The organism is Psychrobacillus sp. FJAT-21963 (genome assembly GCF_001420585.1).
Classification (GTDB): Bacteria; Bacillota; Bacilli; order Bacillales_A; family Planococcaceae; genus Psychrobacillus.
Map to the genome: position 1 here is coordinate 28,083 of NZ_LJIY01000007.1, position 15,470 is coordinate 43,552.

16 protein-coding genes and 2 pseudogenes are annotated in these 15,470 nt (G+C 35.0%); 16 read left to right on the forward strand and 2 right to left on the reverse strand.

All coding sequences use genetic code 11. The features are described from left to right. The first annotated feature begins 4 nt into the window (after positions 1-4). The 6 genes from AN959_RS15905 (at position 5) to hpaD (ending at position 6,035) form a co-directional block, all read left to right on the forward strand. Positions 5-394, forward strand: a complete 390-nt coding sequence (locus AN959_RS15905) for a 5-carboxymethyl-2-hydroxymuconate Delta-isomerase (protein WP_056832178.1) — start codon at positions 5-7, stop codon at positions 392-394. A gap of 86 nt (positions 395-480) precedes the next feature. Next, positions 481-1,962 (forward strand): 4-hydroxyphenylacetate 3-monooxygenase, oxygenase component, encoded by a 1,482-nt coding sequence (gene hpaB, locus AN959_RS15910; protein WP_056832180.1) that lies wholly within the window; start codon positions 481-483, stop codon positions 1,960-1,962. Between the two features lie 62 nt (positions 1,963-2,024). After that, positions 2,025-2,495 carry a flavin reductase family protein gene (locus tag AN959_RS15915; RefSeq protein ID WP_056832385.1) on the forward strand — a complete coding sequence of 157 codons (471 nt, stop codon included), beginning with the start codon at positions 2,025-2,027 and terminating at the stop codon, positions 2,493-2,495. Between the two features lie 60 nt (positions 2,496-2,555). After that, positions 2,556-3,479: a 2,4-dihydroxyhept-2-ene-1,7-dioic acid aldolase gene (gene hpaI, locus AN959_RS15920; protein WP_056832183.1), complete on the forward strand. Its 924-nt coding sequence runs from the start codon at positions 2,556-2,558 to the stop codon at positions 3,477-3,479. A gap of 40 nt (positions 3,480-3,519) precedes the next feature. Continuing rightward, positions 3,520-5,031: a 5-carboxymethyl-2-hydroxymuconate semialdehyde dehydrogenase gene (hpaE, locus tag AN959_RS15925; protein WP_056832185.1), complete on the forward strand. Its 1,512-nt coding sequence runs from the start codon at positions 3,520-3,522 to the stop codon at positions 5,029-5,031. Between the two features lie 20 nt (positions 5,032-5,051). Next, on the forward strand, positions 5,052-6,035 hold the full coding sequence (gene hpaD / locus AN959_RS15930) for a 3,4-dihydroxyphenylacetate 2,3-dioxygenase (RefSeq protein WP_056832386.1): 984 nt from the start codon (positions 5,052-5,054) through the stop codon (positions 6,033-6,035). A gap of 474 nt (positions 6,036-6,509) precedes the next feature. Here hpaD and AN959_RS15935 read toward each other — a convergent pair. Both AN959_RS15935 and AN959_RS15940 read right to left on the reverse strand, forming a co-directional pair. Continuing rightward, a pseudogene (locus AN959_RS15935) lies at positions 6,510-7,767 on the reverse strand (MFS transporter). A gap of 66 nt (positions 7,768-7,833) precedes the next feature. Beyond that, positions 7,834-8,418: a DJ-1/PfpI family protein gene (locus AN959_RS15940; protein WP_056832187.1), complete on the reverse strand. Its 585-nt coding sequence runs from the start codon at positions 8,416-8,418 to the stop codon at positions 7,834-7,836. A gap of 141 nt (positions 8,419-8,559) precedes the next feature. Here AN959_RS15940 and AN959_RS15945 point away from each other — a divergent pair, with 141 nt between their 5' ends. The 10 genes and pseudogenes from AN959_RS15945 (at position 8,560) to AN959_RS15990 (ending at position 15,377) form a co-directional block, all read left to right on the forward strand. Beyond that, on the forward strand, positions 8,560-8,997 hold the full coding sequence (locus AN959_RS15945) for an Lrp/AsnC family transcriptional regulator (protein ID WP_053589248.1): 438 nt from the start codon (positions 8,560-8,562) through the stop codon (positions 8,995-8,997). A 295-nt stretch (positions 8,998-9,292) separates the two neighbouring features. Further along, positions 9,293-10,090: a class I SAM-dependent methyltransferase gene (locus AN959_RS15950; protein WP_056832190.1), complete on the forward strand. Its 798-nt coding sequence runs from the start codon at positions 9,293-9,295 to the stop codon at positions 10,088-10,090. Positions 10,091-10,343: 253 nt separating this feature from the next. After that, positions 10,344-10,634 (forward strand): DUF1871 family protein, encoded by a 291-nt coding sequence (locus AN959_RS15955; protein ID WP_056832192.1) that lies wholly within the window; start codon positions 10,344-10,346, stop codon positions 10,632-10,634. A gap of 166 nt (positions 10,635-10,800) precedes the next feature. Then, positions 10,801-11,013 carry a DUF6366 family protein gene (locus AN959_RS15960; RefSeq protein WP_056832194.1) on the forward strand — a complete coding sequence of 71 codons (213 nt, stop codon included), beginning with the start codon at positions 10,801-10,803 and terminating at the stop codon, positions 11,011-11,013. 167 nt (positions 11,014-11,180) lie between these two features. Continuing rightward, complete coding sequence (locus AN959_RS15965; RefSeq protein ID WP_056832035.1) at positions 11,181-11,486, forward strand: NIPSNAP family protein; 306 nt, start codon at positions 11,181-11,183, stop codon at positions 11,484-11,486. A gap of 389 nt (positions 11,487-11,875) precedes the next feature. Beyond that, positions 11,876-12,738 (forward strand): annotated as a pseudogene (locus AN959_RS15970) (DMT family transporter). 483 nt (positions 12,739-13,221) lie between these two features. After that, positions 13,222-13,527: an immunity 53 family protein gene (locus AN959_RS15975; RefSeq protein ID WP_056832196.1), complete on the forward strand. Its 306-nt coding sequence runs from the start codon at positions 13,222-13,224 to the stop codon at positions 13,525-13,527. 131 nt (positions 13,528-13,658) lie between these two features. Next, entirely contained in the window at positions 13,659-14,018 is a 360-nt protein-coding gene (locus AN959_RS15980) for a hypothetical protein (RefSeq protein ID WP_056832198.1), read from the forward strand. Between the two features lie 192 nt (positions 14,019-14,210). Continuing rightward, positions 14,211-14,414 (forward strand): DUF4083 domain-containing protein, encoded by a 204-nt coding sequence (locus tag AN959_RS15985; RefSeq protein WP_056832200.1) that lies wholly within the window; start codon positions 14,211-14,213, stop codon positions 14,412-14,414. Between the two features lie 156 nt (positions 14,415-14,570). After that, entirely contained in the window at positions 14,571-15,377 is an 807-nt protein-coding gene (locus AN959_RS15990; protein WP_056832202.1) for a serine hydrolase, read from the forward strand. Positions 15,378-15,470: the final 93 nt, after the last annotated feature.

A 15,470-nucleotide genomic window follows, 5' to 3' on the forward strand; every position in this document is an offset into this window, starting at 1 on the left:
CTATATGCCACATTTTATTGTCGAGTATACGGATAATATTAAGGATGAGGCGAATCTTGGAAAGTTGTTTGAGGAAATTCATAACGTGCTCATTACACAGAATAATGTTTTTCCAATTGGTGGAATCCGTTCAAGAGCGATTGAACTAAATGAGTACAGAGTGGCTGATGGTACGGAAGATGATGCTTTCGTTCATGCAGTCTTAAAAATTGGTGCCGGTCGTTCGGAGGAAATAAAAAAAGAAGTGTGTTCTACAATATTTGAAATAATGAAGGAACACTTCTCCCAATTGATGGAAAATAGGTATCTAGCATTGTCCATGGAACTGATCGAATTTAGTGAAGCAGGTACTTATAAACATAATAATATTCACGCTAGATTTATAAATAAGTAGTAATCGTCTAGTTCAATAGAGTGAAGTAACTAGTATAAAAATGAAGATAAATTGGAAATATTTATCCGAAAATAGGAGGGAATAGGATGGGTGCACGAACTGGAAAAGAATATATAGAAGGTATAAAAAATCGGAAAACGGAAGTATGGATTCACGGAGAGAAAGTAGACGATGTAACGACACACCCAGCATTTAAAAATGTTGTAGAAAGCGTAGCAGGTCTATACGATTTGCAACATGAGAAACAAGAAAAAATGCTATATACCTCACCTACATCCGGAAAAAAAGTTGGGCTTTCATTCATTACTCCTAAAACGAAAGAAGATCTGTTCAAAAGACGTGAAATGCATACCGAATGGGCAACTTTTTCTGGTGGTATGATGGGACGTTCTCCAGATTATTTAAATACAAGTATTATGGCATTCGGTACTGCTAACCAATTTTTTGCACAAGAAGGTGGAGGAAGTGACCAATTTGCTAAAAATGCATCAGACTACTATGAATATGCTCGTGAAAACGACATTAGTTTAACTCATACATTAATTCACCCACAAGTGAATCGATCCATGTTAACGCAGTCTGAACAAAAAGATCCTTATCTTTCCGCGCGTATTACGAAAAAGACTCCAGACGGAATAATCGTAAATGGCTGTCGACTTTTGGCAACATTAGGCGGGATTACGGATGAGATCGTTGTATTCCCTTCTACTATAAATAGAACACCTGGAACTATAGACGATCCATTTGCATTTGCATTTGCAATCCCAAATAATACTCCTGGTTTAAAATTTCTATCCCGTGAATCCTTTGACTATGGTAAAAGCAAATGGGACCATCCACTAGGCGCTCGGTTTGATGAGAGTGATGCAATCATTTCATTTGAAGATGTACTTGTCCCGTGGGAAAGAATTTTTGTGTGTGAGAGTACTGATATTTGTAATCGTACGTATGCCGAGACTAATGCAGTTATCCATATGACGCATCAAGTTATTTCTAAAAATGTCGTAAAAACAGAGTTCATTTTAGGTGTAGTCATCAGTATGATGGAGGCAATTGGTATTGATAAATTCATGCATGTAAAAGAAAAAGCAAGTGAAATCATGGTTATTTTAGAAGTGTTACGCTCTCACCTATATAAATCTGAACACAATGCAAAAATTGATCAATATGGCAATATGACGCCAGACTTTGAACCATTAAATGCAGCGCGCAACTGGTTCCCAAAAATGTATCAGCGTATGCATGAAATCATAAAAATTCTAGGTGCATCAGGATTAATGGCGCTTCCAACTGAATCCGATTTCAGCAATACAGATGTTGGTCCATTAGTACATCGTTACACGCAAGGTGCAAATATCAATGGTGAAGAAAGAGTACAACTATTCCGCTTAGCTTGGGATATTTCCATAAGTGCGTTCGGTAATCGTCAAGCACTCTACGAATACTATTTCTTTGGAGATCCAGTGAGAATGTCAAATGCTTATTATGATGGTTTTGATAAGCAACCTTATAAAGACATGGTAACTAACTTTTTAAATAAAACGAAAAAAGAAGCCGGCATATTTTAAGCTTTTCATGCGCTATATATTAGTTGAAAGGAGATGGGATTATGCACCAAATAAACAACGAAATAGATGATCGTCTGTACCGGAATGTGATGGGCAGTTTCGCAACAGGTGTAACAGTTATTACTACAAAAGTTGCTGATGTTGTGCATGGCATGACTGCAAATGCATTTATGTCGGTTTCCTTAAATCCTAAGCTTATCGCAGTCAGTATTGGAGCAAATGCAAAGATGCACCAGCATATAAAAGATTCGAAGAAATTTGCTATTAACATTTTATCGTCAAATCAACTAAAAGAATCGAAACAATTTTCGGGTCAGCTTCAATCAGAAACTGAAATAACATTCGTTACCTATAATGGATTGCCGATTTTAGAAGATACATTAGCTGTTGTTACATGCGAACTGCATAGCGAATATGTAGTAGGAGACCATACGATTTTTATCGGTCAGGTTACTGGCGTTAAGATTGAACAAAAAGATCCACTATTATTTAGTCAAGGGAAGTATAGGGAACTAAAAGAATTACAGGAATAACAATGGTTGGTACCTAGACTAAATAGATGAAAGAAGTTTACTTAAAAGGAGCAGATTCTATTGGCATACGAAGAAGCTAAAAAGAAGTTAAGAGGGTCCATTTGTCCTGTCGTTACACCTTTTACGGAAAGTGGCGAGTTTGACGAAAAGGCATTCATTGATCTAATTGATTGGCAAATAGAAAGTGGAAGTCATGGAATTTCTGTAACGGGAACAAGTGGTGAACCAAGTTCACTAACAATCGAAGAAAGAAAAAGAGTAATGGCTCTAGCGAAAGAAACGATTGGTGGTAGGGTATTTTTTGCACCTGGCACTGGCTCTACTAATCATGATGAAACAATGGAGTTAACAAAGTATGCAGAAGAATTAGGTGCTGATGCTGCTATGGTTATCGTCCCTTACTACAATAGACCAAACCAAGAAGCACTTTATCAGCATTTTAAAACAGTAGCTGATTCCGTTAAAATCCCTATTATTATCTATAATATACCAGGTCGATCAGCGGTAAATATGGAAGTTAGTACGATGAAACGTTTAGTAGAAGATTGTCCAAATATTATTGGAGTAAAAGAAGCAAATAAAGACTTCGAACACGTAAACCGAGTACTCCTAAACTGTGGTAGAGACTTCCTTCTGTTCTCTGGAATTGAACTACTTTGCTACCCTATGCTAGCAATTGGCGGTGCTGGATTTATTAGTGCCACAGCAAATGTAGAGCCAGTAAAAGTAGCAGAACTATACAACGCATGGGAAACAGGAGACGTTAAAAAAGCACAAGACCTTCATTTCGAATTAATGCCATTAAATGACGTACTTTTCAAAGACACTAATCCAGCTCCAGCTAAAGTAGCACTAGGTATGATGGGGAAAATCACACCGAAACTTCGATTACCTTTAGGATTACCTTCAACTGAAATACAAGAGGAAGTACGTAAAACACTTATAGAACTTGATATTTTGCCGAAGGAAGCAGCTGTAAAATAAATCACTACAAAATTATCTTAAGAAAATAGGTGATGATAGTATGGTATCCTCCCATGAGTTAATTTCTTTGAAACACGAAACACAAAAGGATATATCTCTATATATAAATGGAGAATTCACTTCCGCATTAAGTGGAAGTACATTTAAAAATATGAATCCATTTACTAATGAACAAATTAATGAAGTTGCTGAAGGTCAAACGGATGACATAAATAAAGCAGTTGCAGCTGCGCGTGAAGCCTTTGATCACGGGCCTTGGAAAACAATGAAATTGAGTAAAAGACTATCGTACATTTATCGTATTGCAGATTTGATTGATGAAGAAATAGAAAGAATTGCTTATTTAGAAGCACTTGATACGGGACTTACCATTAGTCAAACTAGAAAAATGGTGAGCCGCGCATCAGAAAACTTTAGATTTTATGCGCGTATGGTGGAAAATCGCTTAGTTGGAGATGCCTATCAAGTAGATGATGAATTTATCAACTACACGATTAATGTACCTGTGGGTGTTGCAGGATTAATCACACCATGGAACGCTCCTTTCATGTTAGAAACATGGAAAGTGGCGCCGGCATTAGCAACTGGTAATACTGTTGTGTTAAAGCCAGCAGAACTTTCTCCACTTTCAGCGAATCTATTAGCTGAAGTGATTCACAAGGCTGATCTTCCAAAAGGTGTTTTCAATGTTGTTCATGGATTTGGCGAAATAGCAGGTGATGCGCTTGTTAAACATCCTGATGTTCAGCTTATTTCATTCACTGGAGAAACAAAAACTGGTTCTACTATCATTAAAAATAGTGCCGATACACTTAAAAGCTGCTCAATGGAACTTGGTGGTAAATCGCCAATTATCGTATTTGAAGATGCCGATTTCGATCGTGCTTTAGATGCTTGTGTGTGGGGAATCTATTCTTTTAACGGTGAAAGATGTACTGCGAACTCACGGTTATTTTTACAAGAAGGTATTAAAGATAAATTCATTGATGCTTTAAAAACACGTGTTTCTAATATTAGAGTTGGTGACCCGTTAGATGAAAATACGGAAGTAGGGCCACTGATTGATAGAGGGCATTTTAGTAAAGTGAAAAGCTACTTAGAAATTGCAAAAGAAGAAGGCACTGAAGTTGTAACTGGTGACATCCCAATGGAGTTTGCTAGAGGGAACTTTGTAGCACCGACGATTATATTAAATGCTAAAAACAACATGCGTGTTTCTCAAGAAGAAATTTTTGGACCGGTACTAACTGTATTGACATTTAAAGATGAGGAAGAAGCTATTAAGTTAGCAAACGAAGTCGAATATGGTCTTGCGGGCTATGTATGGACGAATGATATTAAGCGAGGACATCGTGTTGCGCATAGGGTCGAAGCTGGAATGCTTTGGGTGAATGCACAGAACGTTCGTGATTTAAGAACACCTTTTGGCGGTTCCAAATCCTCTGGAATCGGACGAGAAGGTGGACATTACGGTTTCGGTTTTTATACGGAACAGAAAATTATTCATATTTCCATTGCTGATCATCATATACAGCAATTCGGGAAAAAATAGAGGAAGGAATGGTGAAAACGATGGATTTTTCAATCATTCGTATCGCGAGAACTGTTCTTCATGTAGTGGACTTGGAAGTATCAAGAAAGTTCTATGTGGATGGATTAGGCATGATTGAAACAGAAAGCGATGAAAATCATATATACTTAAGAGGTTTAGAAGAGCACTCACATCATAGTTTACTGTTGAAAAAAGCGGATAAAGCCGTAGTAGAAGTACTCAGTTATAAGGTTGAAAAAGAAAAGGATCTGGATGAAATTGAAAAACTTTTTATTTCTAAGGGCTTGAAAACAAAATGGATGGAAAAGGGGAAACAACATGCAATGGGTAGAACCCTTCGAGTCCACGATATATCAGGCATCCCCCTAGAATTTTTTGCCGAAATGACTACCGTTGACCGAATGCTGCAACGTTATGACCTTTATCATGGGGCAAAAATTCAGCGAATAGATCATGTAAATTGTGCAGTACCCCATGTTCAAACAGCCTATGATTTCTTTGTGAAGGAATTAGGTTTTTTATGCTCTGAGTATACGGATACAGAAGACGGGAATTTGTGGGCTGCATGGCTATATCGAAAACCTACTGTTCATGACCAAGCATTTATGAGTGGTCCCGGACCAAAATTACACCACTTCGCATACACTCTAACAGATCGATTAAGCGTGCTTGATTGCTGTGATGTATTAGCGAGTATGGGGTATGCTAATTCGATTGAACGAGGACCTGGTCGACACGGTTTATCCAATGCTTTCTTCTTGTATTTGAGAGATCCAGATGGTCATCGTATAGAGCTTTATACAGGTGATTATTTAACTAGTGACCCAGATTTAAAGCCGAAACGTTGGGATTTAAATGATCCACTTCGTCAAACGTTCTGGGGACATAAAGCACCAGACCAATGGTTTAATGAAACAAGTACATTTATTGATATTGAAACGGGCGAAGAAATAGAAAGCAAAGAACCGTTTTTAGAACAAAGAAAACCAAAAATAATGGCTTAAGGACATAGCTCCATTAAATAATAAAGACAATATAAACCACCTATGAAAATGGTACCTTATCATTTTCGTAGGTGGTTTTCTCCGTAAGTTCAATATCCGACATGAATTCAGCCATGTGTATCTAAACTTTCTGGCCCTAACCGATTCATTTATTAAATTAAATTTAGATNTTTAATTTATCTTCCATATATTATAATATCTCCTTTTATATATACTAAACGGTGCTGATTTTAGAATTCAAACGATGAGTGAGCTCCCTCAGTTAATTGATAATGTCAATATTCTTATTTTAGAAGGCAAGAGACCAGGTTCAAGATAACTACTCTAATATAAAAGCATGGAGAAAACGAATCATTTTTCTCCACCTGTTTTTTTAAATATATGTGCAAATCGCAAGATAGGACCTCAAATCGTAATGTAGTTGCTCCTAATCGCAATATAGAGTCTGAGAATCGCAACATTTAATAGTATAGACTATATCACTTCTAGCTTCGGCTGATGCTTTTTCAACGTAATGACGAATAAACTCGCTAATATACACATGCCCCCTGCCAGGATGAATGCCCATTGATATGATCCGAATATTTTAAAAATAACACCACCACCATACGCTGCAACTCCTGCTCCTACCTGATGAGCTGCGACAATCCAGCCATACATTAATGTACTTTTTTCTAATCCAAATGTACGTCTTGCTAATCCAATTGTAGGAGGGACAGTTGCAATCCAATCTAAGCCATAGAAAATAGAGAAAATAACTAACCATACATAAGAATCTTGACTTAAAGCAAATGGTAAAAATAGTAGTGATATGCCACGTAATGAGTAATACCAAAATAGGAGCCAACGATTATCAATTCGATCTGATAACCAGCCAGATAATGTCGTACCTATTAAATCAAAAATCCCCATAAATGATAGCATTGAAGCAGCTGTTACAACCGGTATTCCAAAACTGATACAATAGGAGATAAAATGCGTTCCAACTAATCCACTAGTAGACAAGCCACAGATGAAGAAACTCCCAGCAAGAAGCCAAAAATCCTTTACTTTCAATCCTTCCAGTAGTGTACCTAAAGCTAAATTGAATGGATTTTGTCGATTTTTCGTCTCTTTAGGAGTTTGTTTTTCATCCACCTGACCGTATGGTAGAATCCCTTTTTCTTTTGGTGAGTTTTTCATGAAAAGTGCGATTATTATGAACATCAAAATACTATATGAAGATGAGCCCAGTTGCATAGCGCCAAGAATATTTACTGATTATTGCAGCTAATACTGGCAATAACACTAATTCACCAGTTGCCGTACTAGCAGTTAATATTCCGACTGCAAGACCGCGTTGTTTCACGAACCAGCGATTCGCTATTTGAGTACTTAATACGGATAAAAATAATCCGGAGCCAATACCAATCATGACACCCCAGATTAATATCAACTGCCACTCTGTTTGCATGACAAAGGTTAATGCAAGACCAACCGTCATCGTTAGCATTGAATACAGCATTACTCGTTTTAATCCGAAAACTTCAACAAAAGCTGCCATAAAAGGACCTGAGAAGCTATATAAAATTAAGCTTACTGCAAAGGCAAATCAAATGGCTCGACGACTCCATCCAAACTCAAGTTCAAAGGGTTCAATAAAAACACCCGATGAGGATCGCACAATGCCTACGACAATAATAGAGAAAAATGCAACCGCTAAAATAATCCAGCTGTAATGAATCTTTTTCATATGCTTTCCAACTCTTCTCGTTAATTGGGTTACAAGGTTCTCAAATATTTCAAGAACCTTGTACCTTTAATTGAAACCCATAAGATCTTTTACATGTTTAACGTTCTCTTTAGACGTTAGTATTTCAAGTAATGAAAAGGCAACATCAAAAGCCGAGCTGGGGTTTGACGAGGTGATGATATGTCCATCGCGAACAATGGGTTCCTCTTGTACGTTTACACCAAAGTTCTTTAGCTGCTCTTTTCTAATACTTGTTGGATGATTATAAGTAATGGCATTTTTACCATTAAGAATACCACTTTTACCAAGTGCAAGCGATGCAACGCAAATACTAGCAATCGGTTTTTGATTTTTATGAAAATACTTTATCACATTCAAAAATGGCTCACTAAATGCGTCTTTATAAAAGCCTGCTTCTTCAAATCCACCTGGAATTGCAAGTGCATCAAATTCCTCTAATTGAATGTCCTCTATTGTTTTTTCAGGTAAAACAGTGAAATTCCACGTACAAGTTAGTTTTTCTCGAAGACCTACTGTCACAACTTCCGTCGAACCATCACCTTCCCATTTATTCCAACCAAGCACATCTGTAAATACACTTGCTTCTACTGCTTCGAAACCATCTGCTAATAGTAATAATATTTTTTTCATTGTTTCAATCACCTCCCTATGCACCATTTTAGTAGAGCAAAGCGAATGTTTATATAAGTATAAAAAGGATATCTATTTATTTAACTTTAAATTATAAGGAATTTAGGTTATTCTAACTTATAAAAAAAGGAGATGACGTTTATGGATCAAATCGATAAAGAAATTGTAAAAGAATTACAGATAAATGCTAAAATTTCAATGAAAGAATTGGCAGAAGTCGTTCACTTATCATCTCCAGCAGTAATAGAACGAGTGCGTAAACTTGAGGAGCAACAAGTAATTGAAGGCTATCATGCTCAAGTTGATGTAAAAAAAATGGACCGTCCTATTAGTGCTATTATTTTGTTCGAGTCAAAAGACTGTAAAGCATTATCAAATTTTTGTCATAACCACCCTGATGTACTGGAATGTTACCGAGTAGCAGGGGAAATAAGCTATATTGTAAAATTAGCAACTAATTCTGTTAAGAGTTTAGAAAAATTTATCGATGCATCCATGCTTTACGGTACCCCTTCCACTAACATCGTGTTATCATCATATGAAAATAAAGTTATAGAACCATTTTCACTGGAAGGTTAACGAAAGAATAGTGGAAAGCGACTCGATAGATACTAGACTCTCACACAAATTAGAATTTAATGAGAGCCTGGTACTCAAAATTATAAACACCATCCTCACTGAAGAAGCGTGAATATTGGGTGATACGAGTCGAGTACTTTGAATAGAAGCTATTCGGAAGTAATTAGATAAAATGAATGATAATAGGGAATTCTTGTTTTGTTAGTTTGATAGCTATGTTGCGGTACCCCATAAGGAAGATTTAGAATACAGATTGATGTTCCAACCGAAGGGCCTAATTAAGGGGGATTATTCAATGAAAGATTATGGGGACGATTTATTTAAAGGTACAGCTTGGTATTATTCTCGATATAGACCATTATATTCTGCTACTTTAATCAGATATTTAAGAGATAAGTTTTCTTTAGATGGGAATGGCAATATGCTGGATTTAGGATGCGGTGATGGACGATTATCACTAAGGTTCTCTGATTGGTTTGAAAAAGTCGTTGGGTTGGATACAGAGCATGAGATGATTCAGGAGGCTGAAAGAATCAGTAAGGAAATTAGAGCTGAAAATACAGAGTGGTTAATTGGTGATGTAGAAAAATATAAACGTAATAACAACACGACCTTTAGATTTGTAACTATTGCAAAGGCATTTCACTGGATGGATAGACCACGAGTTCTTGAAAGTCTGTACGAAATGATAGTTGTTGGTGGCGGAATAGCTATTATAGATAATTACTCTCCTAATGAAGTGCTTCTACCTTGGCAACAGACAGTTCAGGAAGTTGTAAAACATTGGTATGGGAATGAAAGAAGAGCAGGGAATATTACATACAGTCATCCAACAGTTAGCCATCAGGATATTATTTCATGTTCAAAGTTCGACCTAGAAATTCATCAAATACCTTCATATGAGCAGATATGGACACTGGATTCTATTATCGGAAATCACTATTCTACTTCATTTGGTGCTAAACGGTTTCTAGGAGAAAACGTTGATTTATTTGAAAAACATTTAAAAGAGGAATTATTAGCTATTGATAAAAATGGTGTGTTTAAAGAGCAAATAAATACGACAGTTAAACTTGCTCTAAAAACAGTATAAAAAGTGCTTTAGTTAAAAATCATGGGTTGCTTTTGCAACTCTTTTTTCTTATTGAACTAACGCAGCAGGTTAGTTGAAGAAGAAGTTTTTTTTACGATTGTGTTGAATAAGTTAATATATGTAAATTATTTATTAAAAAAGGTGCTTTACTTCAAGTCTGGTGGTGGCACTTTTTCTTGAACTAACTGGGCAGGTTAGCTAAATAAGGGGGTAGAATAAATCACTAAAAATGTATTTTAAATGAGGGGATATTATGAACCACTACCAAATTGTAAAAGATGTAATTAATGATTGGGACCCGAAGCACCTTTTACGTTACACATCTGAGGATGAATATGATCCAGAAATAAGTCGCATTGTATTGCTATTACCAACTGCAACATCTGTTGAAAAATTGGCAGTAGTGATACATGAGGTATTTGATAAAATGTTTTCGGTGAGTAAAGTACATTCGATTAATAATTGTTATCCAAGTGCATTAAAAATTTGGAACAAAATTAATAACAGTGAATTTCCAAATGTAAAAAAACGACATAATATCTAAAAATGACATTAATCAAAAGAAATATTGTTAAGCTAACGGGTGCTTTAGCAGAGAAAGAAGCTGCCTTAAGAGGTAGCTTTTTCTTATTGAACTAACGGGGCAGGTTAGTTGAAGAAGGTAAACCAATAGAAATTAGAGAATACAGTAATCATAGGGGGTGTTTGGTTTGAATAATAGACAAGAAACTCCAAAAGAAAAAAGAGAAAGATTAAGACAACAAGAACTTAAAAAAAATCCTGGTGGTGCATTAAGAGATGGATTTAGTCGAGGTGAAAATGGAAATTTAACTGATTTAACAGGTGGTATGGGTTGGAAAGGGACAGTAATATTAATTGTTGTTTTAATAGTTGGATATGTTTTGTTTAAACTATTTTTTTAACTAACGGGTGCTTTATTTAAACAAGACCATCATTGCGATGGTCTATTTTTTTATTTAAAATTTCAAGTAGATCCTCAGAAATCAATTATGAAATGTTACACTTAAACTAACGCAGCAGAATAGTTGAAATATATGTTATGATGAGAAAAATATTTAGGAGGAATAAAATGGTAACATGCTATTTGAAGTACGTCATTGACCCTTATAAAGTAAATGAATTTGAAGAATACGGTAAGATGTGGATTCCGCTTGTAAATAAATTAGGTGGCACACATCATGGCTATTTTCTTCCACATGAGGGTGCTAATAATATTGCTTATGCCTTATTCACTTTCCCAAGTTTAACATCATACGAAGAATACCGAGTGAAAATGGCATTGGATGAAGAATGTCAAGCAGCATTTAAATTTGCAGAAGATACTAAATGTATTTTAAGTTATGAGAGAAGTTTTATGCGTCCTATATTTAAGTAAATATACGTTAAAGTTGGAAAATAATTTAATCATACCTTGTTAAGCTAACGGGTGCTTTAGTAGAGCAAGAGGCTGCCTTGAGAGGTAGCTTTTTCTTATTGAACTAACGAGGCAGTATAGTTGAAGAAGATTATGAAGTGCATTTGTCGTTTTGTGTTTAACAACACTCCTATAAGCAAGTTCACTAGCAGTATGGAAAAGCCCATTCGTTAAATTAATTAGCAGTGCAGCATGTGAAGGTTCCTCAAGCAAATAAGCCTATTCGACCAATTTGGATTTTACCATTTATAATTTATCTCCATTTGCATTCCATATTTCGACCGTAGCTGAAATGTATAGAAGTTATAATAGACACAGATAGCTCAGTATAATATGTAGGGAGATAAAAAATGAATACTTTCAAATTTACGTTGTTAATACTCTTAACGACATCTTTAATGGGTTCTTCTTTTGCTGTAGGTAAAATAGGTTTGTCTTATTCATCCCCGTTGTTATTAGCAGGATTACGCTTCACACTTGCTGGATTCATAATGACAGTAATCGTTATCGTTTTAAGAAGACCGCACCCAGTATCTAAAGGAAACTGGATAAAGATGCTTATTATTGGTACTTTCCAAACAGCCGGTGTTATGGGTTTTATTTTCTTGAGTTTACGAACCATTACAGCTAGTGAATCCTCAATTCTTACATTCACTAACCCGTTACTTGTTGTTGTACTCGGAACCATATTTTTAAAAACACGCTATAAATTTTATCAATGGATTGGTGTTCTTTTAGGGTTAGTAGGGGTAAGTATTGCAGTAGGTGTGCAAATTGAATTAAAGATTGGCGTTCTTTTTGGCATTCTTTCTGCTGTTTTTTGGTCAATTTCAACATTATTAGTTAAAAAATGGGGGTCACTTTTCAATACGTGGGTTCTATCCGCTTACCAGATGCTTTTTGGTGGATTACTACTTTTACTTAGCAGCTTTATTCTTGAAAAACCAGTCTTCATTTGAACAGTAATTCATTGTTCATTTTATTATGGTTAAGTATTATGTCTTCTATTGTTCAATTTGCCGTCTGGTATTATCTTTTACAAAAGGGGGATCCAGGAAAAACGAGTGCCTATTTATTTTTGGCACCTTTCTTCGGTGTATTATCTGGCTGGTTACTATTAGGGGAGACGTTATACCCTTCTATCATAGTTGGTGGCTTGTTTATTATTATTGGTATCTATCTTGTAAATAGAACTTTTCAGGAGAAAACCTAGTTAAAAGAACTTTATAAATAAATGAATAGTTTGTTCTAAGCGTTCAAGCGTTTATATGGCCCCTCATAGTGTACAGAAAAAAGAAAGTTATCCTAATCTGTCTTCTAAGTAGGGGTTTTTCTCAGCGCTAAATTACATATTAATATTAAAGTCTTGTTTAAACCCTACTTTTCCTTTATCTGTGATTTTCACAGCGCGAATAAATGGAACTCTAACTATCCAACCTAAATCAAAAAAGTGTGTAATAAGTCCGTTCCCTAAAGCGCCACCAAGATGATGGTGACGTTCACTCCAGTCTAAACATACGTGAGCGAGGTTGCACGAGCTATAAGAGCTCTTGAGATTGGTAGGGATAGGCCTGATGAAATAAGGGGCTCTTATGAGGAGTACTTTCAACTAACCAAAATCAATTTATAAGAAGGTGTTTCTTATTAAACAAATGCAGCAGGTTAGTTCAAAAAGAATATAGATTGGGGATTATAAATGGGAACTTTAAAATGGATTCAACAATGGTACTTTGAACAATGTGATGATGATTGGGAACATCAATTTGGAATATGCATTGAAACGTTAGATAACCCCGGATGGAGTGTAAAGATTAGTATAGAAAATACTGATGTAAAGGACAAAACCTTTGAAAATATAAATATTGAACGGAATGAAACTTACTGGATTCATTGTAAAATTGACTATGACAAAGAAGGGAATGACTCTCAATTTTTTGGCAATGGTGGTCCAATGAATTTAGGAGAAATATTAGATACTTTTAAATTATGGGTTGAGAAATAATCAAATCTCTTATTAAGCTAACGGGTGCTTTACTTCAAGGAGGGGTATAGCCTATTTTTTTATTGAACTAACGCAGCAGGTTAGTTCAATAAGGTGTGATAAAATATTCCATGTAAATTAGGAGTGAAAAAATGATATCTAAATTAAAAAAACTTGTTAGTTATTTTATATTTAAGATTGGACTGAAATCAAAACAAAGTTCGGTGGGATGGACAACCTTTGCTCCAATAAGAATCGTGCCCGAATATACAAATATAGATTTAGAGAAAAAACAAGTCACAGGAGTAGTAAATTATAATGGTAAAGCATATTTAACTGTAATTGTGGATGTTCAAAATAATAAAACAAAGATAAAAGGAAGTCTAAGAAGGATTGATGAATTAACAAAACCTTTTAAAAAAGGTAACTACATTGAAATAATTAAATCTGAAGCTAAATTTTTAATAGAAAATGGAATAACAAATCCAAAAGAATATTACTCTAATCGTTAACTTCATATTCAACTAAAGGGTGCTTTAGTTAAACATGACCATCATTACGATGGTCTATTTTTACGTCCAAAACAAAGGAAGTACTAATAAAGAATCCAATTATCAATATTAAATGGTAAAATAAAGTAAATGAGGAATGGGAGAGGAAATTTACAGTTATGCTTGACCATTTCTGCAAAAGGGGATGTTTTAATGTTTAGCGTAGGAGACATGATTTATCAGGTTATAGTATTGGGGCTTATCGTTTTATTTGTAGTATCATTTACACTATTTATAAGGAGATTACTTTTGAATCAACAGGCAAAACAGCATCAACTTAATGAACTTGAAAAGAAATTGGATAAAATAATAGAGTTAATAGATAAGGGTGAAAATGAATTTTCTTTTAGAAAATAATAGTTGTGAAATATTACACTAAACTAACAGGTGCTTTAGTGATGATACAGCCTTCTTTCCTTGTTCAACTAAAGCAATATTTTAGTTGAACAAGATCAAGTTTACAGAGAATAATAATTAGATAGAAGACTATGTAAAGTAAAGTGGGGTTCGAAAATGGAGAAAGTTCTTGAAAAAATAAAGGAATTAGAGTCAGGTGAAGTGGGGATTATAATTTATTCTCAAGTAAAACAGGAAATACTTTTATCATTAAATAAAGAATTATTATTACCTCTTGCTTCTGCGGCAAAAGTTGCAATTGCCTTTTGTATAGCAAAATTGGTTGAAGAAAGAAACTATAAATGGACTGACATTGTTGAAGATGTAATTTTAAATCCAGAAGAGGATAGTTACGAAGTGTATCCTCACTTTCAAAGTAGAGAAAACTTGGCACTACAAGATGCGGTAGAAGTGATGATAGCCTGTCACGATAGCTTTGTCGCAGATAGAATTGTTCAATTTTGTGGTGGATGGGAAATGATTAACACTAAAATAAAATCATATTTTAAAAACATAAATATTACTCAAAATCCAAGAGACTTGGATAACAACGGAGAATTGAGTGAGATGTTAGAACTTTTGCGATTAATATATCAAGGGTATAAAACTAATCCCAATTTATGGACTCCAATTATTAATGGTTTAGTTAGGCAGCGAGGCGATATAGAAGGTATTCCAAGCCACTTCTTAAATCATATGACTGGAGGGTTAGATAATGTAGTAGTTGATATTGGGATAATGGGTGAGTTTTCCAAAAATCCATTATTATATGTTTTGGGTGCAAAGGAGTTACCAAATCGATATAAAGAGAAATTAGCAGATGAAATAATTATAGATGCTATGAAATTACTTTATGTTGAGTATTGTAATCGGGAAGTTGAACTGGAAAATGAAAGTCTATCTAATTTAAATAGTGCTTTTTAAACTAACGCAGAGAAGCAAAATAATAGGATTTGCGTTTAATTTCCATATACTGTATATTTAGTCGAGATATGTTGGGAATCGAATCTTCCACTC